Here is a 24,732-nt window from a genome sequence, read left to right on the forward strand (position 1 = left end):
GAGGGGGCGCAACACGCCGTCGCGTGCACGGGCGAGACGGCGTGTTGCGACCCCTGATCGGTTATGACGTCGACTCGCGCCAGCCGAGGTTGCGGGCCATGGCCTCGAGGGTCGCCATTGCGGTGGCGTAGTCCTCGGCGCTGACTCCGTCGGCGACGGAGCTGCGAAGCTTCCGGATGTGCTCGAACGCGTCATCGTGGGCGGCTCGGCCCTCGGGAGTGAGCTCCGCGATGCCGTCGGTGATGGTCACCCAGCCGCGCTCGGCGAACGCGTCGAGAACGGATTCCACCCGTCCCGCACGGTTCTCGCCGCGGTGGCCACGGTGGTCGCGATGGCCAAGGTGGCCCCATTGGCCATGGTCGTGGTGGTCGTGGTGGTCGTGGTGGTCGTGGTGCTCGGCGTGGCCGTGGCCGCGCCACTCGCCGCGACCGAAGCCGTGACCGCGCCCTCGGCGGCCCTTGCCCTCACGGGCGGGAGGCAGTGTGCCGGCGATGTCCTCGGCGGTGGCGGGACCATCGGCGAGGGTGTGCAGGATGCGCCAGCTCCCGCGGCGGAGGCCGAGTTCGGCGAGCTCGTCGCGCATCGAAGCCCGGAGCTTGTGCTCGATGATGCCGAACCAGTATCCGGGCGGTGTGCTTTGAGAGTCTTTGGTGGTGTTCATCGTGAACCCCCTTCTATTGCATGTACTGTTACAAGCAAATGTATGATTACATACATGGAAATCGACGGTCAAGTCCCCGCGGAAAACTCCCGGTCTTCGGATGTGGTGGCCCTGATCGAGCAGTCGCTCGTGGCCGTGCGGCGCGACCACGCCCGCCGCCACCTGCAGCATCGCGCAGAGCACCACGGGGGTCCGGGAGGATTCGGCGGACCGTTCGGCGGCGCCCCTTGGGGCGGCGGCCCCTGGGGAGATCCGTCATTCAGGCATGGACCCGGCGGCGGACACCAACACGGGCACGGCGATGAAGCATCCACCGACGCATCCACCGACGGCGAAACACCGCGCGCCCGCCGCGGTCGCCCCGACGGCTCCCTCGGCAGGGCGGCGCGCTTCCGGATGCTCGACGCCCTGGAAGCCGCCGAACAGGCCGGAACCAGCCTCTCGATCGGTGCGCTCGCCGACGCGGTGGGCGTCGATCAGCCCCGGGCCAGCCGCCTCGTGCAGGAGGGCGTCGACCGCGGGCTGGTGCGCCGCATCCAGGACCCGACGGATGCGCGCCGCAGCCTCATCCAGCTGACGAGCGCCGGCCGCACCCAGATCACCGACGTGCGCACCCACCGCCGCTCCGCAGTCGAGGAGGCCATCGCATCCTTCACCCCGGAGGAGGCACGCACCTTCGCGACCCTCTTCGATCGCTTCGTGCGTGCGTGGCCCCGCGACTAGACCGGGTCAGAGCGACGCGCGCTCCGTGCGGGACGCGGATGCGCGAGCAGAGTGCGCAGCCTTCACCGGGATGAGGAGCGCGAGTCCGACCGCGAGCACGAGCACGATCCCGAGGATCCCCCAGAACTGGGCTCCGCCGATCGCCACGAACATCGCGAACAGCAGCGGCGCCAGGAAGCTCACGGCGCGACCCGTCGTCGCGTAGAGCCCGAAGACCTCGCCCTCCCGGCCGACGGGCGTGATCCGCGCGAGGAACGTTCGGCTCGCCGACTGCGCCGGACCGACGAAGAGGCAGAGCACCAGCCCGCCGATCCAGAAGGCTCCCGCGCCCAGATCGTGCGCGAAGAACACCGCGAGCCCGGCGACGATCAGGCCGATCAGTGAGGTGACGATCACCGGCTTCGGTCCGAACCGGTCGTCGAATCGGCCGGAGACGAGTGTGCTGACACCGGCGACGACGTTGGCCGCGATGGCGAAGATGATGACGTCCCCGCTGGAGAAGCAGAAGGTTCCGGCGGCGAGAATGCCGCCGAAGGTGAAGACGCCGACCAGGCCGTCACGGAAGAAGGCGCTCGCGACGAGGAACAGCACCGTGTTCCTGCTCTCCTTCCAGAGCCGCCCGATGTCACGGACGAGTGCCGGATACGACGCGAAGAAGCCGACCCTGACCCGGCGATCGGCGGCGGGGATCTCGGGGACGCTGAACAGTACGGGCAGGGAGAACACGAGGGTCCAGGCCGCAGCGATCAGGGTGACGATGCGGATGTTGAGGCCTTCGTCCTCGGGGACGTGGAGCAGGCCACCGTTACCCGACACCAGGCCGAAGTAGACGATGAGCAGGAGGACGATCCCACCGAGATAGCCGGCGCCCCACCCGTAGCCGCTGACCTTGCCGACGGTCTTCGGGGTGGAGACCTGCACGAGCATCGCGTTGTAGTTGACCGTCGCGATCTCGTAGAACACGGTCCCGACCGAGACCAGGATGACGCCGAGGAGGAAGTAGCCCGGCTCGCCCTTGACGAAGAACATCAGTGCCGTCATCACCACCACGACGCCCGTGTTCACCGCGAGCCAGAACTTGCGGCGGCCGGAGCCGTCGGTTCTGCGGCCGAGAACGGGAGCGAGGAGTGCGACGACGATGCCGGCGACGGCGAGACCCAGCCCGAGACCGCTCGACAGGGGCGCCGCTGTCGCCGTCGTCGGGCACGAGGCCGTCGGATCCTTCGTCAGCGCCATCGAGGGGTCGACGAAATAGCTGCTGGTCAGGTACACCGTGAAGACGAACGTCGTGATGACGGCGTTGAACGCTGCTCCGCCCCAGTCCCAGAGCGCCCACGCAACGACCCGCCCGCGCGGGATGACCCGCTCGGCCGCGGTGTCGAGGAAGAGGGGGCTCGCGGCGGTGAGCAGCGCATCCGTGTTCGCGGCTGTGGGGGGCTGCGCTCCGCTGCCGGCTTCGTCGCCGTGCGGACTCGGGTCGTTCGTCATGTGCACACAGTAGCGGCGCACGGTGAACTCCCGGGGAACCGCGCCTACCCGAACAATTCGGCCACCAGCTCCCCGAAGAGCTCGTCGGCATCGCACTCGTGTCCGCGCCGCGTGAACCACTCGCACACGTTCACGCAGTCGCGCTGCAGAAACTCCATACCCCCGGGGTTTCCGACCACGTCGACGACCTGCGGAAGGTCGATGACCACGACCCGGCCGTGGTGCACCAGGAGGTTGTACGCGGAGAGGTCGCCGTGGGCCAGTCCGGCGCGCGCCAGGGCGCGCATCGCATCCGTGACCTGCACGAAGCAGTCGGCGAGCTCGTCCTCGGTCAGCCGGGCCTGCGCGAGGCGCGGTGCTGCTTCGACGCCGTCGCCGATGAACTCCATGAGCAGCTCGGTGCCCTGCACCTGCACCGGATACGGGACCGGCAGCCCCAGGAGGAACAGGCGGCTGAGGGTCTCGAACTCGGCGTACGCCCATCGGCCCGCCGACACCTGGCGCCCGTAGGACGAGCCGCGTTTGACGGCGCGGCTGTCGCGGGTGTTCCGCATCCGCCGACCCTCCTGGTAGCGGCCCGAGCGATGGAAGTCGCTGGTCGCAGCGTCGCGGTACCGCTTGGCGGCGAGCAGGACGCTCCGGCCCGGCCCTCCCGTCGGAGGATCGAGCGGGTCGGCGGGATCGGCGGGGATGGCGCGCTCGACGAGGTGCACGTCCGCCTCCTTGCCGGTCTTGACGACGCCGAGTTCGGTGTCGATCGCGGCGGCCGAGGTGACCACCCACGGTGGATGCGGCTTCGGGCCGCGCTCGGAGGGCATGGTCGCCGGCCAGGTGCTCCACCGCTGGCCCTCGCCGGGCTTAGCGGTCGAGAACGTCGGGACCGAGAAACCGGGGGCTGAAAAGGTGGGAAAAAAGGGGTCTTGAAAAGACTGGTCTTGAGAAGACAACAGAGTGAGCTCCAGGGTTGGAGGCCACCGGGTGTCAGATGTTCGCCGTGGCCTCGAGGGTGAGTGGGCAGGATGCGGTCACTGCTTCGGCATTCATGAGTCACGCATCCTCTCCGCCCTGGGCTCGGGAGCAGATCTCCCGGCAGAACCCCCACACTCTACCGGCTTGTTTCCGCGAAGGGTAGACCGCTTGTACTGTTGGGCGGAGTTGTGATCAGACGAACGGAAACGTGAATGAGCAGAGTGAACGCGGCGAGCGAGATCCCGCCCGAAGATCAGGCCACGGCGGTGAGCATCCGCGGGCTGCGCAAGCACTTCGGGCAGAAGGCCGCCGTCGACGGCATCGACCTCGATGTTCCGAGTGGCAGCTTCTTCGGGCTCGTCGGCCCGAACGGCGCGGGAAAGACGACCACGCTGAGCATGGTCACCGGCCTGCTCCGTCCCGACCAGGGGCAGGTGCTCCTGCACGGTGTGGATGTCTGGCGCGACCCGATCCGGGCGAAATCCCTCGTCGGTGTGCTCTCCGACGGCGTTCGCCTCTTCGACCGCCTGACCGGTCAGCAGCTCGTCGAGTACGCCGGGTTGCTCAGCGGGATGGACCGCCCTACGGCGACCGAGCGCACGCTCGATCTGCTGCGCCTCCTCGACCTCGAGCAGGACGCCGGCACGCTCGTCGTCGACTACTCCGCGGGCATGACCAAGAAGGTCGCACTGGCTTGCGCGATGGTCCACGCCCCGCGCGTGCTGGTGCTGGACGAGCCGTTCGAGTCGGTCGACCCGGTGTCGGCGGCGAACATCCGGGACATCCTGCAGGGCTTCGTGCGCGGTGGCGGAACGGTGATCGTGTCGTCTCACGTCATGGACCTGGTGCAGCGGATGTGCGACCACGTCGCCGTCATCACCAGCGGCCGCGTCGTTGCGGCCGGCACGGTCGACGAGGTGCGCGGCGCATCCACGCTCGAAGACCGGTTCGTCGAGCTCGTCGGCGGACGCAGGGTCGGGGAGGGGCCGGAGTGGTTGCAACACTCGTAAGGCTTCGCCTTCTCGTGCTCCGGAACTCGTTCCGTCGCAGCACCGGCCAGCTGGTCGCCGTGATCATCGGCGCCGTCTACGGTGCGATCGCGTTGGTCGCGATCATCGGCGCGCTCTTCTCGTTCAACCTGCTCGGCGTGCCCGAACTGCGCACGATCATCGTGGTGGCGGGGTCTGCGCTCATCCTCGGCTGGGTGATCATCCCGCTGCTGACGTCGGGCGTGGAGCAGACGCTCGACCCGTCGCACCTGGCCGTGTACCCCATCCCGCTGAACCAGTTGCTGCTGGGGATCCTGCTCAGCGGCATCGTCGGCATCCCGGGCGCCGTCACGACGATCGCGGCGCTCGCGACCGCCGGGTCCTGGCTCCGGATGCCCGGCATCGCCCTGATCGCCCTCGTCACGGGGGCGATCGGCGCGGTCACCTGCGTCGTCGCCTCGCGGGCGGTCACCTCGATCTCGGCGGGTCTCGCATCCGGCCGCCGGTTCAAAGAGGCGAGCGGGCTGCTGATCCTCATCCCGCTGATCCTCGCCGGGCCGATCATCATCGGGATCACCCAGAGCATCCGCAACTCGGCGGAGGGGCTGCCGGGTATCGCCGAAGCGCTCTCCTGGACGCCGCTCGGCGCCATCTGGGCCGTTCCCTCGTCGGTCGCGCTGGGTGATCCGCTCGGCGCGTTGCTGCGGCTGCTGATCGCGCTTGCGACACTGGCCATCCTCTTCGTGGTCTGGCGGTGGGGCCTCGCCAAATCGCTCGTCACGCCCGTGCGTGGTTCGTCGCGCGCCCGTGGGCACGGCAAGCAGGGGTTCTTCGGGGTCTTTCCTGGCACGCAGGCGGGGGCGATCGCCGCGCGCTGCCTCACCTACTGGTTTCGCGACCCGCGCTACCAGCGGCAGCTCATCATCATCCCGCTGCTGCCTCTGCTGCTCTGGTTCTATTCGAGCCTCAACCACGGCTCCGGATTCCTGCTGATCTCGGGCCCGATCGTCGCGTTCCTGCTCGGCGTCGGGATGATCGCGGACGTGTCCTTCGACTCCACCGCGTTCGCTCTGCACATGTCCAAGGCCGTGCCGGGGAGCGCCGATCGCGCCGGCCGCGCCTGGGCGGTGCTGACGTTCGGAGTGCCCGTCGTGGTGGTTCTCACGCTGGGTGCCGCGGCCATCCAGAACTCCTGGATGCCCGTCCCCGGCATCCTCGGACTCGCACTGGGCCTCCTGGTCACCGGCCTCGCCGTCTCGTCGGTGACGTCGGCGCTCTTCGTGTTCCCCGCCCCGGCCCCGGGTGACGGCGCCTTCAAGGCGAAGCCGGGATCGAACGTGGCAAACCTCGGCGCGACTTTGGTGGCGTGGGTCGTGCTCGGCGTACTGTGCCTCCCCGAGATCGTGCTGCTCGTCGTCTCGATGCTGACCCAGGATGCGCTCTGGGGGTGGCTCGGACTCGTCGCCGGCACCGCGCTCAGCGTCGTGCTCCTGACCGTGGGCATCCGGATGGGCGGCCGCCTCCTCGACGCCCGCGCACCGGAACTGCTCGCCCAGCTCGGCAAGGAGAAGTAGCCGCGCCCTCGAATTGAAGGTCAGCTGGGCACCTCTTGGAGGGCGCGGACTTCGATGCGACTCTGTGTCGCCCTCGATGCCATCGTCGCCCAGCGCACGGCGGCGGCCTCGTCGTCCGCTTCGATCACCCAGAACCCGCCGACGTAGGCGCTCGCCTCGACGAACGGGGCGTAGACGACCTGTGTGGGCTCGGTCGTCGCGTCCACGGTCTTCGCTGTCGATGGCGGTTGCAACCCGCCGGCGAAGAGGAGGGCGCCGGCCTTCTCGAGCGCCGAATTCAACTCCCCGACTGCGCCCAAAAGGGCTTCCAGCTCCTCCGGATCGAGGTCCTTCATCGACGCCATTGTCGGCTCTGTGGCCGAGTCGTGCGGCATGGTCAGAAAGTACTGCATGATGTGTCGTCCCCTAGGTCTCGTCGGATGCCATGAACATTGCTACTCACTGATACGTCGAACAGCGGAGCCGCCGATCGACACAGCGGACGGGGCGCAGATCCTGAATCTCAGTATATTTTAGATGCAAACATTTCTATCTCGAGTGGTTCCTCGTAAGTTCGAGAAGCAGAACACGAGACAAGGAGTTTGCAATGCGTCGTCCTCAACACCTTCGACGTCGACTACTTGCCGCCCTCCTGTCGTTCGCTCCGGCGTCCGTCTTTGGCATCGCCGCGGCGATTCTTCTGCCACAGTTGCCCGCGAAAACGGTCTCGCATGTGTCCAGTCAGGGTGTTCCCGATGAGTACATGCCGACAGGGTCGGTGTTCGCGGTCGTATCCGTGGTAGTTCTTGCGTCGGCAGTCGGTGGAGCCGTATCGGCGTTGGTCATCTCTGACCGAACTGGGGCGGGAAAGGCAGCGAGCGTCTTCACTGTCGTCGGCGCCGCCACCGGCACCGGGTGGATTGTTACAGCGCGCTTGACCGTGTCGGATGCGGCGACCCCCGAATTTGGAGGCTGGGTCCTTCTAGTCGTCGTTGCCGTGGCGTACGGCTTTCTACCCTTCCTGGCGCTTCGCGAAAGAACCGGACCCGGTAACGGGGAGGGTGGGGATTCGGCGGCGCCCCCAGAGGCGACGCGTTCGTCGGACGGCAGGGGACCGCATTCTGCGTCACGACGACGAGAGGCCTGACCTATGTTGTCGGATGCTCTGATCTGAGCTCAGCCGCGTCGATGCTGGACTCTTTGGCTAAGACGCTGAACAAAAAGAACGACTCCAATCTCCACTTGGACCATAGGAACTCTTATGAATCGCACGAGATTAGCCCCTTGGCTCACTTGCCGAGGCTGAACGAAAGAAACACAATGGCACAACATCAAAAGGCCTTCATCTCGTTGATGGTCACAGCCGCACTTGTCGGATCTGTGGGTGCAGTCGCAAACGGTTCTCCCGCATCGGCAGTCCCGAGTCACTCGGTGGTGAGTCCATCTGCTCAGGAAGCGGAGTACACGGACTCGGAGATCGTTGAGCTCTTCCTCTTCGCTCAAGGGCGGGCGGCGGAAGACCATCCTGATCTAGCGGTTCAGGTTCTCCGGGGAACTACCATCCCAGTCGTCGAGCAAGGAATGGTCGATTTCGTCACTGCAGGTCTGATCAGAATGGACCCCGAATTTCACGCCACGGTGACCGGAGCCGTCCAGAGTCAGGATCCATATCTCGTCAAAGCGGCCCTCCTTCGTCTAACAGAGGACACGAACCACTGGCTTGATCAGACTCAGACGAACCAGAGCCCGATGGTTCAAGCCCGCGACTGGTTCTACCCGAAGAGCAACATCGCCGTTATGAATCAGGTTGCCGCGGCTGCAGTTGTGGCGGTGACCCTTGCAGCGCTCGTGTCGGTCGTAGGCGTGTTCCTCGCGCTCTACAGCTTCGATGACAAAGGCAAAGATCAATTCACCGCCGACAGTCTTGTCGCAAAAGTTGTGACGGCGCTGTGACGATCGACGAGATGGAGCACCGCTCGGGTCCAGCGCAACATGTACCTTCCTTCGAATTCTGGCTTTCGCGCGGACTCCCTCTCGCCCTGACCACGGCTATCCTTTTCGGGTTCCTCTCATTGTCCGCCTTCTTTACTCTTCCCAATAACGTCCTTGCCGAGAAGAGAGCAGGTGGGCCTCACGAGTTCTTCAATGGGGTCGCAGCTCAGAACTTCGCTTTCTTCACGAAAGATCCGCAAAGCACGGCACCATTTGCATTTGCTGTTGAGCGCGACGGTGTTCTGAGGGACCTTTCTACGACGCCTCAGAACACCCCCATGAACTTGTTCGGACTTACCCGTACCCAGCGCGCGCAAGGCCCGGAGCTCGCGACGCTCATGAACGACCCCAAGGTAGCTTGGTCCGCATGTGGAATTAGCGAAGCGATGACCGTCTGCGGCAACGCCCGATCCACCAGCGAAGCCGCTGACATCAAGAACACCAGTACGCACCCCACTATCTGCGGGGACGTCGTATTCCTCGAAGCCAGACCCGTGCCATGGGGGTTCAAAGATCTTGTCCCGGACAGTTACAGACCTGTCAGAGCAACCCACGTCATCGTTGGGTGTCGCGAATGAACGCCCGGACATGGCTTGAGGTGCGCATCGGCGAGTTCACCGAAGGCGTTGATCCCCGTGACCGGTGGATCGCAATAGGGCGCTCGACACTTGCGCTCGGTGCCCTTACTACGCTGCTATTCACCCCGATGGCCGCTCTCACCGTACCGATTGCAGGTGGGCCCGCTGGCCCGGTGTGTGCGTCCTTTCGCGCGGTCTCAATTCTGTGCATCGGTAATCCCGCCGAACTCACCGAACTTCGGCGATGGATAATGATCGCGGTCCTTGCTGCCGCAGCTGCCGGCTACCGGCCGCGCATCACCGGACCGCTTCACCTCTGGGTCGCATTCAGTGTCGCCACCAGCATCACTCTTCCCGATGGTGGAGACGCGATCGGGCTGATAATACTTACGCTCCTGCTGCCCATTAGCCTTGCGGATGGTCGACGCTGGCAATGGTCGCCTTCGGCCCTGCCTCTCGCAGCCCCTTGGCAATCGATTGTCGCCGCGTCGCACCTCGCCGTACGGATGCAACTCGCGTTTATCTACCTTGACAGCGGCATATCGAAATTCGCCACCGCGGACTGGTCAAATGGCACAGCGGAGTACTACTTCCTCCGGGATCCCATGTACGGAGATGGGGGCCCATTTGCTTGGCTCTCGCTTTGGGCGTCGTCATTTCCACTCGGGACTGTCACTATGACCTGGGGAGCGATAATTGTTGAAATCGCGATCGGGCTAACCCTTCTAATGTCATGGAGATGGCGGAGACTCTCACTTACACTCGACGCGCTCCTTCACGTTGGAATAATCGTCACCATAGGACTTTGGTCCTTCTCGATCGTCATGATCGGCGCGGCCACGATCTGCGCCAGCCCACTTGGCAAGGCTAAGCGACCAAGCCCGGCGCCCGCCCGGATCGAACCCGGCGGCCGCCTCCTCGACGCCCGCGCACCGGAAGTTCTCGCCCAGCTCGGCAAGGAGAAGTAGCAGGAGGGGACCTCGGCGCGTAGCGACTGCCGCTACGGCGTCACGATGTTGAACGAGGGGTCGCCCGCGCTCAGCACGCCCAGAAGCGATTGCAGCACCGAGGAGTCCCCTTGGGTCGCGATTCCCGGGCTCGACATGTCGCCACCGATCATGGCGATCATCCGTCCCTTCGTGAGTGAGAGGGATGCGCCCGCGGTGTCGTCGGCCGGGTGCTCACGGTAGATGAGCACGCCGTTGCGGAGGGTCAATCGATAGTTCTTTCCGAGGTCGGTGAAGGTGACATCCAGGGCGAGGTCGAGATCCCACGCCTTCGGGCCGTCGACCGACAGGGCGAGCGAGTCGAAGAGCTGCTCGGCGCTCAGTTGCGCGACGATGGCCGGCGCAGCCGTGGCGGTCGGGGTTCCGAAGTTCCCCTCGCGGAGCTCGGTCGCACCCGAGAGGAAGAAGTTGCGCCAGGTGCCGTTCTCGGAGCCGTAGGCGAGCTGTTCGAGCGTGTCGGCGTAGAGCGCGCGTGCGCCGGAGTGGTCGGGGTCGGTGAACACCGCGTGGTCCAGCAGCGTCGCCGCCCAGCGGAAGTCACCGGAGTCGAACGCCGTCTGTGCGAGCGTGACGACCGCGTCGAGGCCGCCGAGCGCATCCACGTAGCGTGCGGCGAGCTCCGCGGGCGGATGCGGCCACAGGCGGGCGGGGTTGCCGTCGAACCAGCCCATGTAGCGCTGGTAGATGGCTTTCACATTGTGGCTGACCGACCCGTAATACCCGCGCGTGTTCCACGCCTTCTCGAGCCGCGGCGGAAGCTGGATGATCTCGGCGATCTCGGCACCGTTGTAACCGTGGTTGAGCAGTCGAAGGGTCTGATCATGCAGGTAGGCGTAGAGGTCCCGTTGCGTCGACAGGAATTCGACGATGCGGTCCTGCTCCCACGTCGGCCAGTGGTGGGACGCGAACGCGACGTCGGCCCTCGAGCCGAACCTGTCGATCGCCTCGGTGAGGTAGATGGACCACACGTGCGGGTCGCGCACCAGCGCACCGCGCAGCGTGAGCAGGTTGTGCAGTGTGTGCGTGGCGTTCTCGGCCATGCACAGGGCACGGTACTTCGGGAAGTAGAAGTGCATCTCCGCCGGGGCCTCGGTTCCGGGGGCCATCTGGAACTCGATCTCGACGCCGTCGACGGTGTGCGTCTCTCCGGTCTTGCGGATGTCGAGTGTCGGCACGATCATCCCGACCTCGCCGCCCGAGGTGGTCTGCCCGAGGCCGGCGCCCACCTGGCCCTGCGGACCGCGGGCGAGGACCGCCCCGTACATGTAGCCCGCGCGGCGGCTCATCGCGGTGCCGGCGTAGACATTCTCGGAGACGGCGTGCTCCACGAAGCCCTCGGGTGCGATGACCTGTATGCGTCCGGCCGCGACGTCGGCCTCGGATGCCACTCCGAAGACACCGCCGAAATGATCCACATGGCTGTGGGAGTAGATCACGGCGACGACCGGCCTGTCGCCGCGGTGCGACCGGTACAGGGCGAGAGCAGCAGCCGCGGTCTCGGTGGAGATCAGCGGGTCGATGACGATGACACCGGTGTCGCCCTCGACGAAGGTGATGTTCGACAGATCGAGACCGCGCACCTGGTAGATGCCCTCGACGACCTCGAACAGGCCCTGCTTGGCGACCAGTTTCGACTGCCGCCAGAGGCTGGGGTTCACCGAGGCGGGTGCATCCCCGCTCAGAAAGGCGTAGCTGTCACCGTCCCAGACGACCCGGCCGTCCGCCGCCGTGACGACTCCGGGTTCGAGGGCGCCGAGGAATCCGCGGTCGACGTCATCGAAATCGGTGGTGTCGTCGAAGGGGAGTGCCGAGAGAAGAGCTTGGTTCGCGTCCTTCACCGACTGGGTTGGCGGTTTCTGATCCATCGGATGCTCCCATTCACGTGGCGGACGGCGGTCACCCTGCGACGCTAGGCGGTGGGTCCGCCGATGGCGTCATCCAATGAGGATGATGTCCTTGCCCATGGGTCAGTCCCCGCTGTAATGTCAGCGCATGCTGACCATTGTTCCGCGCGTCGACGTCATGAACCGGTTGGGCCGGGCGATGGCCGATCCGACCCGCTCGCGCATCCTGCTCTCGCTGTTGACGCATCCCGGTCACCCGGGCGCTCTGGCCACCGAGCTCGGGCTGACCCGCTCGAACGTCTCGAACCACCTGGCCTGCCTGCGCGGGTGCGGCATCGTGGTCGCGGTCCCGGAAGGACGATCGACGCGGTACGAGATCGCCGACCCGCACCTCACCCGTGCGCTGTCCTCCCTCGTCGACGTGGTGCTCGCGGTCGATGACGGAGAGCCGTGCACGGACGAGACGTGCGACCTCCCTCTCTGCTGCGGCGCCGGAGCCGTTGGATGAGTGCGGAGAGCGTCGCTCGCGTCGGCGTGGTCGGATCGGCGCGCAAACGCATCCTGCAGCGCCGGATCCGCTGGATCGTGGCGGCCACGATCGCGTACAACGTCGTCGAGGCGACCATCGCCCTCGCCGCCGGCGCGGTCGCCTCGAGCGCCGCGCTCATCGGCTTCGGGCTCGACTCGATCGTGGAGGTGCTCTCCGCTGCTGCGATCGCCTGGCAGTTCTCGGCTCGTGACCCCGAATCGCGGGAGCGAGTCGCATTGAGGGTGATCGCGGTCTCGTTCTTCGGGCTGGCCGCCTACGTCACCGTCGACAGCGCGCTTGCGCTCTTCGGCGTGCGCGAGGCGGCTCACAGCCCGGTCGGAATCGTGCTCGCTGCCGTGAGTCTGATCGTGATGCCCCTCTTCAGCTGGTTCGAGCGTCGCACCGGACGCGAGCTCGGCTCGGCCTCCGCCGTGGTCGACTCCAAGCAGACGCTGATCTGCGCCTACCTGTCTGCCGCCGTTCTCGTGGGCTTATTGCTCAACAGCCTCTTCGGATGGGCGTGGGCAGACGCCGTCGCCGCTCTGGTGATCGCGGCGTTCGCCGTCAAAGAGGGAGTCGAGGCCTGGCGCGGTGACGCCTGCACGGTCCCTGTGAGCGAGCTCACCGGCGAACGCGAGGCCGGCGGCGCCGTGCTCTAGGGGGAATGAATGCCCGTTCCTGAAAGTTGAGTCATGTGTACTCAAGTTTTCGCCGATCGACTTGACACCCGATTCGGCTGATGAAACACTTGAGCCATCAAGACTCAAGTCTTGATCCAGACTTTCAGAGCACGAATCAGCAACAACAAGGAGAGCACATATGTCCCGTGCAGTAGGTATCGACCTCGGAACCACCAACTCCGTCGTCTCCGTTCTCGAGGGTGGCGAGCCGACGGTCATCGCCAATGCGGAAGGCTTCCGCACCACCCCGTCGGTCGTCGCGTTCACGAAGGATGGCGAGGTGCTCGTCGGAGAGACCGCGAAGCGCCAGGCCGTCACCAACGTCGACCGCACCATCGCATCCGTCAAGCGCCACATGGGCACCGACTGGAAGACCGAGATCGACGGCAAGAAGTACACGCCGCAGGAGATCTCGGCACGCATCCTCGCCAAGCTCAAGCGCGACGCCGAGCAGTACCTCGGCGACACGGTCACGGATGCAGTCATCACCGTTCCGGCATACTTCAACGACGCCGAGCGCCAGGCCACCAAGGAGGCCGGTGAGATCGCGGGCCTCAACGTTCTGCGCATCATCAACGAGCCCACCGCTGCGGCCCTCGCCTACGGCCTCGACAAGGGAAAGGAAGACGAGCTCATCCTCGTCTTCGACCTCGGTGGCGGAACCTTCGACGTCTCCCTCCTCGAGGTGGGCAAGGACGACGACTTCTCGACCATCCAGGTGCGTGCGACCGCCGGTGACAACCGCCTCGGTGGCGACGACTGGGACCAGCGCATCGTCGACTGGCTCATCAAGAAGTTCAAGGACACCACCGGTGTCGACGTCTCGAACGACAAGATCGCGAAGCAGCGTCTGAAGGAGGCTGCCGAGCAGGCCAAGAAGGAGCTGTCGTCGAGCATGTCGACGAGCATCCAGCTGCCGTACCTGTCGCTGACCGAGAACGGCCCCGCCAACCTCGACGAGACGCTGACCCGCGCACAGTTCGAGCAGATGACCAGCGACCTCCTCGACCGCACGAAGAAGCCCTTCCAGGACGTCATCCGTGAGGCCGGCATCCAGGTGTCCGACATCGCGCACGTCGTGCTCGTCGGCGGTTCGACCCGCATGCCCGCGGTGAGCGAGCTCGTCAAGCAGGAGACCGGCGGCAAGGAGCCCAACAAGGGCGTCAACCCGGATGAGGTCGTCGCAGTGGGTGCCGCCCTCCAGGCCGGTGTCCTCAAGGGCGAGCGCAAGGACGTCCTGCTGATCGACGTCACCCCGCTGAGCCTCGGTATCGAGACCAAGGGCGGGATCATGACGAAGCTCATCGACCGCAACACCGCGATCCCGACCAAGCGCAGCGAGACCTTCACCACGGCCGACGACAACCAGCCGTCCGTCGCGATCCAGGTCTTCCAGGGCGAGCGCGAGTTCACCCGCGACAACAAGCCGCTCGGCACGTTCGAGCTGACCGGTATCGCGCCAGCTCCCCGTGGCATCCCGCAGATCGAGGTCACCTTCGACCTGGATGCGAACGGCATCGTGCACGTTTCCGCCAAGGACAAGGGCACCGGCAAGGAGCAGTCGATGACGATCACCGGTGGCTCCTCGCTGCCGAAGGAAGACATCGAGCGCATGGTGCGCGAGGCTGAGGAGCACGCCGCAGAGGACAAGAAGCGCCGCGAGACCGCCGAGACCCGCAACACGGCCGAGCAGCTCGTCTACTCGATCGAGAAGCTGATCAAGGACAACGAGGACAAGCTCCCCGAAGACGTCAAGAACGAGGTGCAGGGTGACGTCGACGCCCTCAAGGCGTCGCTGGCCGGCGACGACGACGAGGCCGTGAAGACCGCGTACGACAAGCTCAACGCGAGCCAGTCGAAGCTGGGCGAGGCCATCTACGCCTCCAGCCAGGCCGAGGCGGCAGCGGGCGAGCAGGCTCCCGCCGGTGAGCAGCCGGCCGACGAGTCCTCCGACTCCGACGAGGACGTCATCGACGCCGAGGTCGTCGAAGACGAGGAGAAGAAGTAACCATGTCGGATCAGAACCCCAACGGGCAGGACTCGAACGAGCCCGAGCACGAGGACCCGATCATCCGCGACAAGCGCAGGATCGACCCCGAGACCGGAAAGGTTCGTGAGCCGGCAGGCGCGGGGAACGGGTCGGAGGACTCCTCCGACCCCGACCCCGACCTCGCGCACGAGGAGCTCGTCGATGTCGGACCGGCCCAGGGCGACGACTTCGGGACCTTCCTGAGCGACGACGACCTGGATGTGCTGAGCGGTCAGGCCACGGCCGAGCAGCTGGCCGCAGAACGGCTCGCCGACCTCCAGCGGTTGACCGCGGAGTACGCGAACTACCGCAAGCGCACCGAAGCCAACCGCGAGGTGGAGCGGGAGCGAGCGGTCGGCGACACGGTGAAGGGTCTCATCCCGGTGCTCGACGACCTCGATCGCGCCGAGAAGCACGGCGATCTGGAGGAGGGCAGCGCGTTCGCGACCATCGCGGCCAAGCTGCGCACCACGATCGACCGCCTCGGACTGACGCCGTACGGCAAGGCGGGCGACGTGTTCGACCCGCAGATCCACGAGGCGATCTTCCAGCAGCCGAGCCCCGACGTCGCGGTGGCGACTGTCGCCGACGTCGTCGAGACCGGCTACCAGCTCGGCTCGACGACGGTCCGGGTCGCCAAAGTCGTCGTGGCGGTGCCGGCCTGAGCCGGAGCTACCTGACGAGAGAGCGGCGGGAGTCACATCCCGCCGCTCTCTCGATGCAAGATAAAGCAGAGAAACACCGAGGGAGGAGGCGCCGTGGCAAGCCAGGACTGGTTCGACAAGGACTTCTACAAGGTTCTGGGCGTCTCCAAGGACGTCACCCCGGCCGAGCTGAAGAAGGTGTACCGAAAGCTCGCGCGCAAGTACCACCCCGATTCGAACCCCGGAGATGCGGCCGCAGAGGCCAAGTTCAAGGAGATCAGCGAAGCCAACTCGGTGCTGAGCGACCCCGAGCAGCGCAAAGAATACGATCAGATCCGCGCCATGGGCTCGGGCGCCCGCTTCACCGCCCCCGGTTCCGCCGGTCAGGGCGGGTTCGACGATGTGTTCGGCGGGATGTTCGGCGGCGCCGCTCCCGGCGGTCGCGGCTACACCTACCAGCAGGGCGGCAACTTCGACGACATCTTCGGGGGGATGTTCGGCAGCGGCCGCGGCGGCGGGTTCGGCTCCTCCAGCGGCGGCTACCGCGGCTTCGGCGGCCCGACGCGGGGCAACGACGTCACCGCGCACACCACCATCGACTTCGTCACCGCCACCAGAGGCGAGACGATCACCCTGCAGGCTTCGGACGGCAAGCCGATCAAGGTCAAGATCCCCGCCGGTGTGGCCGACGGGCAGAAGATCAAGCTGCGCGGCAAGGGTCAGCCGAGTCCCGACGGCGGGGAGTCCGGCGACATCGTGCTCACCGTGACCGTGCGCAAGCATCCCGTGTTCGAGCGCGACGGTCTCAATCTGCGCGTGACCGTGCCGGTGACCTTCGCAGAGGCCGCGCTCGGCGCGACCATCGAGGTGCCGACGCTCGGCGGCGACCCCGTCAAGCTCCGCGTGGCACCCGGAACCCCGAGCGGCCGTGTGCTGCGGGTGAAGGGTCGCGGCGTGCAGACGGCGAAGGGCACGGGCGACCTGCTCGCGATCGTGCAGGTCGCGGTTCCGTCGCACCTGTCGTCGGATGCGGAAGAGGCGCTCAAGACGTTCGCCGAGAAGCTCCCCGACGAGAACCCGCGCGACGACCTCCTGGCCAAAGCGAGGGGCTGACGATGATGGACGAGAACAGCCAGGTCTTCGTGATCTCGATCGCGGCCGAGCTCGCGGGGATGCACCCCCAGACGCTCCGGCAGTACGACCGGCTCGGACTCGTCAGCCCCACCCGCACCTCCGGCAAGTCCCGCCGCTATTCGATGCGGGATGTGGTCAAGCTGCAGGAGATCGCGCGGCTCGGCGGTGAGGGAGTGAGCCTGGAGGGCATCCGGCGCATCATCGAACTCGAAGATCAGGTCGGCGAGCTGCGCAACCGTGTGCACGAGCTGGAGAGCGCGCTCGCCGACGAGCTGCTCAACCGCCCGGGCCGGCGTGTGTTCGCGGCCGGCTCGGAGGGCGAGGTCATCTCGATGCGCGCCGGCACCCGCGTGCGCCGCAGCAACCAGGTCGTCGTCTGGCGCCCCCTGGGCCGCGACTAGCCCGCGCCCGCCCCGAGCCCCCCCCACCCTCCCCCCCCCCCCCGCCCAGCTCGCGAGTACACGAATTGTCTGCGGACTCGGTGGTTTTGAGGCGATTTTGCGCGGACTCGAGAGGTAGATTCTGCGGACTCGGCAGGCGAGCGAGCGCGGCGGGGCGGTCGGTAGGGTTGAGGGTGCGGCTCACGAGGCCGCAGAACCACGTATCCCATGAGGACACGCACACGAGGAAGGCGCCGATGAAGGCTCTCTACAAATCCGAGGCAGGACCAGGTCTCGAATTGGTCGACGTTCCCGAACCCGAGATCGGGCCGGAGGACGTGAAGATCCGGGTGCTGCGCACGGGCATCTGCGGAACCGATCTGCACATCCAGCGGTGGGACGACTGGGCGGCGTCCGCGGTCGCGGCTCCGCTCATCCCCGGGCACGAGTTCTTCGGCGAGGTCGTCGAGGTCGGGCCTCTCGTGCACGACGTCGCCGTCGGGGACCAGGTCTCCGGCGAAGGGCACATCGTGTGCGGCACCTGCCGCAACTGCCGCGCCGGCCGCCGGCAGATGTGCATCCGCACGAAGGGGCTCGGGGTGCAGCGCGATGGAGCGTTCGCCGAATACCTGAGCCTGCCCGCCACCAACGTCTGGGTGCACCACAGCGCGATCGAGCCCGACGTCGGCGCACTGTTCGACCCGCTCGGCAACGCCGTGCACACCGCCCTCGCCTTCCCGGTCGTCGGCGAGGATGTGCTGGTCACCGGATGCGGTCCCATCGGCCTCATGGCGATCGCTGTCGCCCGCCACGTCGGTGCGCGATTCATCGTCGGCACCGACATCAGCGCATCCCGGCTCGCTTTGGCCGAGGGGATGGGGGCCGACTTCACCGTGGACGTCTCGGCCGCCCCCATCCGGTCGGCGCAGGAGGCGCTCGGGATGCGCGAAGGATTCGACGTCGGCTTCGAGATGAGCGGCGCACCGACGGCCCTGCCGCAGATGATCGAGAACATGAACCACGGCGGGCGCGTTGCGATGCTCGGGCTGCCGTCGTCGCAGATCGCCGTGGACTGGGGCATCGTCGTCACGCACATGCTCACGCTCAAGGGCATCTACGGGCGCGAGATGTTCGAGACGTGGAACGCGATGGGCGCGATGCTGCAGACCAGCTCGACCCTGCGCGACGCGATCGCGTCGATCGTCTCCGACCGGTTCGCGGCGCGTGACTGGAAAGACGGATTCGCGGCCGCGGCCGCTGCCGGCGGTGGCAAGGTCATCCTCGACTGGACGGAGCTCTGATGTACGGAACGTTCCGCGGCCACGTGGCCGCACAGCTGGCCGAGATCGAGGAGGCCGGGCTCACCAAGCGCGAGCGCAGCATCCGGGGTCCGCAGCAGGCGCTGATCACAGCCGACGGCGCACCGGTGCTCAACTTCTGCGCCAACAACTACCTCGGGCTCGCCGATCATCCGACCCTGGTCGAGGCCGCCAAGACGGCGCTCGACGACTGGGGCTACGGGATGGCCAGCGTCCGCTTCATCTGCGGAACGCAGGAGCAGCACCTGGAACTGGAACGTCGCGTGTCGCACTTCCTCGGCACCGAGGCGACCATCCTCTTCTCCTCGTGCTTCGACGCGAACGGCGGGGTCTTCGAGACGCTCTTCTCGGCCGAGGATGCGATCATCTCCGACGAGCTGAACCACGCGTCGATCATCGACGGTATCCGTCTGTCGAAGGCTCAGCGATTCCGCTACAAGAACCGCGACCTGGCCGACCTCGAAGCGCAGTTGCAGGCGGCTTCGGATGCGCGGTTCCGTGTGATCGTGACCGACGGCGTGTTCTCGATGGACGGTTACATCGCACCGCTGCGCGAGATCTGCGACCTTGCCGACAGGTATGACGCGCTCGTGTTCGTGGACGACTCGCACGCGGTCGGGTTCGTCGGCGAGCACGGCCGGGGTACGCCCGAGCTCTGCGGGGTGTCGGATCGTGTGGACATCTACACCGGCACCTTCGGCAAGGCGCTGGGCGGTGCATCCGGCGGCTATGTGTCGTCGCGGCAGGAGATCGTGGACCTGCTGCGTCAGCGTGCGCGACCGTACCTGTTCTCGAACACGCTGGCGCCCTCGATCGTGGCGGGAACGCTCGCTGCGCTCGATCTGCTGGAGCAGTCGGACGGGCTTCGCGCCCAGCTCGTCGAGAACGCGAGCCTGTTCCGCTCGCTCATGACGGAGGCGGGGTTCGACCTGCTGCCGGGTGAGCATCCGATCGTGCCGGTGATGTTCGGGGATGCGGCGCTCACCGCGCGCATCGCCGACGAGATGCAGAAGCGCGGGGTCTACGTGACGGCGTTCTCGTTCCCGGTCGTTCCACGGGGGCTGGCGCGTATCCGCGTTCAGCTCTCTGCTGCGCACACGGCGGACGAGATCCGTCGCTGCGTCGACGCGTTCGTCGCCTCCCGCGAGGCCGTCGCCGCCTGATCTAGGTTCGGGCGCCCGCCGGTGCGGTCGATTCGCGGACCACGAGGGCGGCCGGCGGTGCGTCGAGGCGTTCCACGCGTTCGCCGGCGCGCATGCGCGTGTAGGCATCGAGGAGGGTTTCGGCCAGTGTCCCGGCGGCGAACGTCGTCGTGGTGAGGCGGGGGATGTAGTCCGCGGCGGCGGGATGATCGTCGGCGCCGACGACCGACACGTCGGCGGGAACGCGGATGTCCGCATCGGCGAGAGCGCGGATGGCCGCCATCGCGAGTCGGTCGTCGTAGGCGACGACTGCGGTGGGCGCGGCCGGGTCGAAGCGCCACGCGTGGGCCCAGTCGCGCAGGGACGCGCTGGTGGCGCCCGCGTGCCAGACGGTCAGGTCGATGCCTGCCGCCGCGGCGGCGTCCCGTGCCCCAGCAAGACGTTCACTCCCGGTCTCGGCGGCGGCCGAGGCGGTGGGGGAGAGGAAGTGGATGCGCCGGTGGCCGAGCGCGACGAGGTGCTCGACGGCGAGCAGCCCGAACGGGCGCTGCGGGATCACGAGCGACGGAGCGTAGTCGACCGCCTCGGAGCCGTGCACGATCAACGCCCGCACGCCCGCCAGGCGCAGGAGCTCGGTGGCCTCGGCGTCGCAGCGGGCGGACTCGGCGAGCACAGCTTCCGGGCGCAGTGTTGCCCAGAGCTGGGCCGCGGCGGCGCCGGACTGTTCGGTGTCGGCGTGGAGGAGCGCATCCGTGCCGTCCTCGATGGTGTGGTCGAGGAGGAGGTCGAAGCTGCGCGCGACGGTCGCTCCGTAGTCGCGGCGGGTGGCGGCGAGGAGCAGGCCGGCGACCGCTTCACCGCTGGCGAGTGAGCGCGCGGCGGTGTTGGGGGTGTACCCCAGCAACCGGGCGGCTTCGAGCACGCGGTGGCGGGTGTCGTCGGAGACGCGCGAGTTCGGCTTGTCGTTGAGGACGAAGGACACCGTGGCGCGCGACACTCCGGCAGCGAGAGCGACATCGGTGCTCGTCGGCGCTTTGACGACCTGGGGAGTGAACATGCTGTGGCCAGTCTAGGTCGGAAGGGGCATCCGGTTACGCGAGTAAGCACAAAACCGAGTGATGGCTTGTATTAAGCCCGGGGAGTGGTTTATGGTTACGCGTGTTAGCACGCAACGTCGCCTGCTCGAAAGGACAACCCCTGTGACAACGCCGTCAGACAACCCGAACCAGCCGCCCACAGCGACCACTACGACCGCCGGATCTGATTTCAGTGCCGCGCCCACGTCGGCCCCCTCGGCCGTCGCCCCCAAGGTCAAGGTGCGCGGCAAGCTCCTCAAACTGATGATCTCGATGCTGTTCGCCAACGTCGGCATCTTCATGATCTGGGGCGCCGTGCCGGGCATCCTGCTGCCGCTGCAGATCCAGGGCATCGTCGGCGACGCGAACAAGGCGGGCGCGCTCGCAATCGTTGCGACCATCGGAGCGTTCGCCGCGATGGTGGCGCAGCCGATCGCCGGTACGGTCTCCGACCGCACGCGCACCCGCTTCGGACGCCGTGCACCGTGGATGGTCGCCGGTGTGCTGGTGGGCGGTCTCGCGCTCGTCGGAATGGCGGCGGCGAACGGCCTGGTGCAGCTCGCGATCGCCTGGATCATCGTGCAGATCGCCTACAACTTCGCGCAGGGCCCACTGAGCGCCATCCTGCCCGATCGGGTTCCGAGCGCTGTGCGCGGAACGTTCTCCGCACTGGCCGGACTCGGCGTGATGGTCGGCGCGCTCGGCGGCCAGATCGTCGGCGCTCAGTTCGCGAAGGCGATTCCCGCCGGCTACCTGACCTTCGCCGGGCTGGCCCTGATCTTCATCGTGCTGTTCATCGTCTTCAACCCCGACCGCTCGAACAAGGACGAGCCCAAGCCGGCCTTCAATCTCGTGGCGTTCGCCAAGACCTTCTGGGTCAGCCCCGTCAAGCACCCGGACTTCTTCTGGGGATTCACCGGCCGTCTGCTCCTCTATGCGGGGTACTTCATGGTGACCGGATACCAGCTCTACATCCTGCAGGACTTCATCGGCCTCAAGGACGAGGCCGTGGGCTACGTGCCGCTTCTCGGGCTGGTCAGCCTGGCCGGCATCATCGTGTCCACGCTCATCGGCGGTCCCCTCTCCGACAAGCTCGGCCGACGCAAGATCGTCGTCATCGTGGCCGGTCTCGTCCTGGCCGTCTCGCTGGTGTTCCCGTTGATCATGCCGACCGTGACGGGGATGCTGATCTTCTCGCTGGTGAGCGGCCTCGGCTTCGGTGCATATCAGTCGGTCGACACCGCACTGATGAGCGAGGTGCTTCCGTCCAAGGACGACTTCGCCAAAGACCTCGGAGTGCTGAACATCGCGGCCACCCTGCCGCAGACGCTCGCCCCGGGGCTCGCCGGCCTCATCGTCTTCGCCTTCAGCGGATACGCCGCGCTGTTCCCCATCGGCATCGTCATCGCGTTGCTCGGCGCATTCGCGGTCATCCCGATCAAGTCCGTTCGCTGACGACGCCCCGTTCATCCCTCTCCGACGAAAGTGAAATCGTGACCTCCGAGACAACCCTCACCGTGACGAACCCCGACACCGAGGCCGTCATCGCCGCCCTGCTTCAGCGGCTCACCCTCGAGCAGAAGGTGCGCCTGCTCACGGGCGCGTCCTTCTGGACCCTGCACGACGAACCCGACATCGGGCTCGACACCATCGTCGTCTCCGATGGCCCCGCTGGTGTGCGCGGACAGCTCTGGGACGAGCGCGACAGCTCGGCCAACCTGCCGTCGCCGACGTCGCTGGCCGCATCCTGGGACGTCGAGCGCGTCTTCGAACTCGGCCGGCTGATCGCCGCCGAGGCGCGCCGCAAGGGTGTCGGTGTTGCGCTCGGGCCGACGGTGAACATCCAGCGCTCCCCGCGCGGTGGGCGCCACTTCGAGGCCTACAGCGAGGACCCGTGGCTGTCGGGTGTGATCGGCACCGCGTTCGTGAAGGGCATCCAGTCGTGCGGCGTCGGGGCGACGCCCAAGCACTTCGTCGCCAATGACAGCGAGACCGACCGGATGACCGTCGACGTGATCGTCGACGAGCGCACCCTGCGCGAGGTGTACCTGGCACCGTTCGAGCGGATGGTCACCGAGGGCGGCGCGTGGCTCGTCATGTCGTCGTACAACTCGGTCAACGGCACGACGATGACCGAGAACGAGCTGCTGCGCTCGCCGCTCAAGGACGAGTGGGGCTTCGATGGTGTCGTGGTCTCGGACTGGATGGGCGTTCGCGACACGGTCGCGGCCGGTGTCGCGGCGCAAGACCTCGCGATGCCCGGGCCCGACGGTGTGTGGGGGGATGCGCTGGTCGAGGCCGTGCGCGCCGGCCAGGTCTCCGAGGCCGACATCGACGCGAAGGCGCTGCGCATCCTTCGGCTGGCCGGGCGCATCGGGGCGCTCGCCGATGTCGCCCCGGCCACGCCGCTCGCCGAGCCATGGCCGCAGGAGCGGATCGACGCGCTGCTGCGCGAGGCGGCGGCCGACGGGATGGTGCTGGTCAAGAACCAGGGCCTGCTCCCGCTCGACAGCGCATCCGCCCCCCGGATCGCCGTCATCGGTCAGCACGCCCGCGTCGCGCGCAGCCAGGGTGGCGGGTCGGCCACCGTCTTCCCGGATCATGTCGTCACGCCGCTCGCGGGGCTCACCGAGGCCTTCGGCGCCGACCGGGTGGCCTTCGCGCCCGGCGTCCGGGCCTCCGACGCGCTCCTGCCGCTGGACGGCGCGACCGCCTCCGACCCGACGACCGGCGAGCCCGGCGTGCACGTGCGCTTCCTCGCCGACGACGGCCGGGTCGTGCTCGACGAGCATCGCGGCAGTGGTCGGCTGACCTGGCTGGGCGACCCGGTGCTGGCCGACACGACCGTGGTCGAGGCGAGGGCGCGCTTCACCGCCCCCGCCGACGGCGAGTACGCGGTCGGGTTCGCAGGGTTGGGCCTGTTCCGCTTCGAGGTCGACGGCGAGCTGAAGAGCGACGGCCTGTTCTTCCCGGAGGGCACGGACCCGTTCATGGCGTTCCTGAACCCGCCCAAGCAGGCGTTCCCCATCGCACTGAGCGCCGGCCAGACCGTCGAGCTGCGCCTCGAGCACCGGCCGCAGCAGCAGGCGGGGCTCTCGGCGGTGATGTTCACGCTCGGCTACGAGGAGCCGTTCGCCGACGCCGCGGACGAGTTGGAGCGGGCGGTCGAGCTGGCCGCCGCATCCGATGTCGCCGTCGTGGTGGTCGGCACCACCGACCAGCTCGAGTCTGAAGGTTTCGACAGGCAGGATCTGCGGCTCCCCGAGGGTCAGGATGAGCTGGTGCGGCGCGTGCTCGCCGCCAACCCGCGCACGGTCGTCGTCGTCAACTCCGGCGGTCCGGTCATCATGCCGTGGCTCGATGCAGCCCCCGCGGTGCTGCTCACCTGGTTCCCGGGTCAGGAGATGGGCGGGGCTCTCGCGGACGTGCTGGGCGGCGTGCGCGAACCCGGCGGGCGCATCCCGACGACCTGGGCCGCCACCGAGGAAGACGTTCCGGTCTGGCAGGTCGAGCCGGTCGACGGCAAGCTCTTCTACGACGAGAAGCTCAACGTCGGGTACCGCGAGTGGGCGCGCCGGCAGCGGGCAGGAGGGCCGGCGCCTGCGATTCCGTTCGGGCACGGGCTCGGCTACACCGAGTGGGAGTTCGGTGACGCCACGCTCGACGATCTCACCGTGAGCGTGCCGGTGACGAACACGGGCGGCCGCGCCGGGAAGCAGGTCGTGCAGGTGTATCTGTCGCGTGCATCCGGGTCACGTGTCGAACGGCCCGTCCTGTGGCTGGCGGGCTACGCCGTGGTGCGGGCGGATGCGGGTGAGTCGACGGTCGCGACCGTCACGATCGAGCCCCGCTCGCTGCAGCACTGGTCGGTCGACGATCACGCGTGGATCACGGAGGCGGGCACGTACGCGGTGCGGGTGGGCGCATCCGTCGCCGCACTGTCGAGCCCCATCGAGTTCACAGTCTGAAGGCGATAGCGTGGCGGCAGCCTCGGA

Annotated in this window: 22 protein-coding genes; 16 read left to right on the forward strand and 6 right to left on the reverse strand. The window is 67.2% G+C overall.

The window, feature by feature from the left end; all coding sequences use genetic code 11:
- Positions 1–61: 61 nt before the first annotated feature.
- Entirely contained in the window at positions 62–661 is a 600-nt protein-coding gene (locus ACFVV0_RS16065) for a hypothetical protein (RefSeq protein WP_387065229.1), read from the reverse strand.
- Positions 662–715: 54 nt separating this feature from the next.
- Here ACFVV0_RS16065 and ACFVV0_RS16070 point away from each other — a divergent pair, with 54 nt between their 5' ends.
- Entirely contained in the window at positions 716–1,384 is a 669-nt protein-coding gene (locus tag ACFVV0_RS16070) for a MarR family winged helix-turn-helix transcriptional regulator (protein WP_387065232.1), read from the forward strand.
- A gap of 6 nt (positions 1,385–1,390) precedes the next feature.
- On the opposite strand, the gene ACFVV0_RS16075 is transcribed toward ACFVV0_RS16070, so the two are convergent.
- Positions 1,391–2,872 carry an MFS transporter gene (locus ACFVV0_RS16075; RefSeq protein WP_387065235.1) on the reverse strand — a complete coding sequence of 494 codons (1,482 nt, stop codon included), beginning with the start codon at positions 2,870–2,872 and terminating at the stop codon, positions 1,391–1,393.
- Positions 2,873–2,916: 44 nt separating this feature from the next.
- The gene (locus ACFVV0_RS16080) at positions 2,917–3,690 is read right to left on the reverse strand and encodes a serine protein kinase RIO (RefSeq protein ID WP_387065238.1); all 774 of its coding nucleotides are present in this window, start codon (positions 3,688–3,690) and stop codon (positions 2,917–2,919) included.
- 363 nt (positions 3,691–4,053) lie between these two features.
- Between ACFVV0_RS16080 and ACFVV0_RS16085 the strand changes: the two genes are divergently transcribed.
- Together ACFVV0_RS16085 and ACFVV0_RS16090 are read left to right on the forward strand one after the other, a co-directional pair.
- A complete protein-coding gene (locus ACFVV0_RS16085) occupies positions 4,054–4,851 on the forward strand; it encodes an ABC transporter ATP-binding protein (RefSeq protein ID WP_387065241.1) in 798 nt (265 codons plus the stop codon).
- The gene (locus ACFVV0_RS16090; RefSeq protein ID WP_387065243.1) at positions 4,833–6,404 is read left to right on the forward strand and encodes a transporter; all 1,572 of its coding nucleotides are present in this window, start codon (positions 4,833–4,835) and stop codon (positions 6,402–6,404) included. Before ACFVV0_RS16085 ends, ACFVV0_RS16090 begins: the two co-directional genes overlap by 19 nt.
- A 20-nt stretch (positions 6,405–6,424) precedes the next feature.
- On the opposite strand, the gene ACFVV0_RS16095 is transcribed toward ACFVV0_RS16090, so the two are convergent.
- Complete coding sequence (locus ACFVV0_RS16095) at positions 6,425–6,796, reverse strand: YciI family protein (RefSeq protein ID WP_387065245.1); 372 nt, start codon at positions 6,794–6,796, stop codon at positions 6,425–6,427.
- A gap of 907 nt (positions 6,797–7,703) precedes the next feature.
- Here ACFVV0_RS16095 and ACFVV0_RS16100 point away from each other — a divergent pair.
- Genes ACFVV0_RS16100 through ACFVV0_RS16110 form a run of 3 tightly spaced genes read left to right on the forward strand, consistent with a single transcriptional unit; the run spans position 7,704 to position 9,921 of the window.
- The gene (locus ACFVV0_RS16100; RefSeq protein WP_387065248.1) at positions 7,704–8,336 is read left to right on the forward strand and encodes a hypothetical protein; all 633 of its coding nucleotides are present in this window, start codon (positions 7,704–7,706) and stop codon (positions 8,334–8,336) included.
- Positions 8,333–8,953, forward strand: a complete 621-nt coding sequence (locus tag ACFVV0_RS16105; RefSeq protein WP_387065251.1) for an SdpA family antimicrobial peptide system protein — start codon at positions 8,333–8,335, stop codon at positions 8,951–8,953. The genes ACFVV0_RS16100 and ACFVV0_RS16105 overlap by 4 nt, the downstream gene beginning before the upstream one ends.
- Positions 8,950–9,921 carry a sporulation-delaying protein SdpB family protein gene (locus ACFVV0_RS16110; protein ID WP_387065254.1) on the forward strand — a complete coding sequence of 324 codons (972 nt, stop codon included), beginning with the start codon at positions 8,950–8,952 and terminating at the stop codon, positions 9,919–9,921. The genes ACFVV0_RS16105 and ACFVV0_RS16110 overlap by 4 nt, the downstream gene beginning before the upstream one ends.
- A gap of 32 nt (positions 9,922–9,953) precedes the next feature.
- Here the strand turns inward: ACFVV0_RS16110 and ACFVV0_RS16115 are convergent, their stop codons facing one another.
- Positions 9,954–11,825: an alkyl/aryl-sulfatase gene (locus ACFVV0_RS16115; RefSeq protein WP_387065257.1), complete on the reverse strand. Its 1,872-nt coding sequence runs from the start codon at positions 11,823–11,825 to the stop codon at positions 9,954–9,956.
- 127 nt (positions 11,826–11,952) lie between these two features.
- Here ACFVV0_RS16115 and ACFVV0_RS16120 point away from each other — a divergent pair, with 127 nt between their 5' ends.
- The 8 genes from ACFVV0_RS16120 (at position 11,953) to ACFVV0_RS16155 (ending at position 19,682) form a co-directional block, all read left to right on the forward strand.
- Positions 11,953–12,312 carry an ArsR/SmtB family transcription factor gene (locus ACFVV0_RS16120; protein WP_387065259.1) on the forward strand — a complete coding sequence of 120 codons (360 nt, stop codon included), beginning with the start codon at positions 11,953–11,955 and terminating at the stop codon, positions 12,310–12,312.
- Entirely contained in the window at positions 12,309–12,992 is a 684-nt protein-coding gene (locus ACFVV0_RS16125; RefSeq protein WP_387065262.1) for a cation transporter, read from the forward strand. The genes ACFVV0_RS16120 and ACFVV0_RS16125 overlap by 4 nt, the downstream gene beginning before the upstream one ends.
- A 160-nt stretch (positions 12,993–13,152) precedes the next feature.
- Complete coding sequence (gene dnaK, locus ACFVV0_RS16130) at positions 13,153–15,021, forward strand: molecular chaperone DnaK (protein WP_387065265.1); 1,869 nt, start codon at positions 13,153–13,155, stop codon at positions 15,019–15,021.
- Positions 15,022–15,023: 2 nt separating this feature from the next.
- Entirely contained in the window at positions 15,024–15,707 is a 684-nt protein-coding gene (grpE, locus tag ACFVV0_RS16135) for a nucleotide exchange factor GrpE (RefSeq protein ID WP_387065268.1), read from the forward strand.
- A gap of 93 nt (positions 15,708–15,800) precedes the next feature.
- Positions 15,801–16,799 (forward strand): DnaJ C-terminal domain-containing protein, encoded by a 999-nt coding sequence (locus ACFVV0_RS16140; protein ID WP_387065271.1) that lies wholly within the window; start codon positions 15,801–15,803, stop codon positions 16,797–16,799.
- A 5-nt stretch (positions 16,800–16,804) separates the two neighbouring features.
- Complete coding sequence (locus ACFVV0_RS16145; protein ID WP_387066337.1) at positions 16,805–17,221, forward strand: heat shock protein transcriptional repressor HspR; 417 nt, start codon at positions 16,805–16,807, stop codon at positions 17,219–17,221.
- Positions 17,222–17,457: 236 nt separating this feature from the next.
- Complete coding sequence (tdh, locus tag ACFVV0_RS16150) at positions 17,458–18,501, forward strand: L-threonine 3-dehydrogenase (protein ID WP_387065273.1); 1,044 nt, start codon at positions 17,458–17,460, stop codon at positions 18,499–18,501.
- Positions 18,501–19,682 carry a glycine C-acetyltransferase gene (locus ACFVV0_RS16155; protein WP_387065275.1) on the forward strand — a complete coding sequence of 394 codons (1,182 nt, stop codon included), beginning with the start codon at positions 18,501–18,503 and terminating at the stop codon, positions 19,680–19,682. Before tdh ends, ACFVV0_RS16155 begins: the two co-directional genes overlap by 1 nt.
- Before the next feature lies 1 nt (position 19,683).
- On the opposite strand, the gene ACFVV0_RS16160 is transcribed toward ACFVV0_RS16155, so the two are convergent.
- Positions 19,684–20,718, reverse strand: a complete 1,035-nt coding sequence (locus tag ACFVV0_RS16160; protein ID WP_387065278.1) for a LacI family DNA-binding transcriptional regulator — start codon at positions 20,716–20,718, stop codon at positions 19,684–19,686.
- A 142-nt stretch (positions 20,719–20,860) separates the two neighbouring features.
- Between ACFVV0_RS16160 and ACFVV0_RS16165 the strand changes: the two genes are divergently transcribed.
- Together ACFVV0_RS16165 and ACFVV0_RS16170 are read left to right on the forward strand one after the other, a co-directional pair.
- Positions 20,861–22,192, forward strand: coding sequence for an MFS transporter (locus ACFVV0_RS16165; protein ID WP_387065280.1), 1,332 nt, complete (start codon positions 20,861–20,863; stop codon positions 22,190–22,192).
- Between the two features lie 38 nt (positions 22,193–22,230).
- The gene (locus ACFVV0_RS16170) at positions 22,231–24,705 is read left to right on the forward strand and encodes a glycoside hydrolase family 3 C-terminal domain-containing protein (protein WP_387065282.1); all 2,475 of its coding nucleotides are present in this window, start codon (positions 22,231–22,233) and stop codon (positions 24,703–24,705) included.
- Positions 24,706–24,732 lie beyond the last annotated feature (27 nt).

Source organism: Leifsonia sp. NPDC058230 (genome assembly GCF_042882245.1).
Taxonomy (GTDB): Bacteria; Actinomycetota; Actinomycetes; order Actinomycetales; family Microbacteriaceae; genus Leifsonia.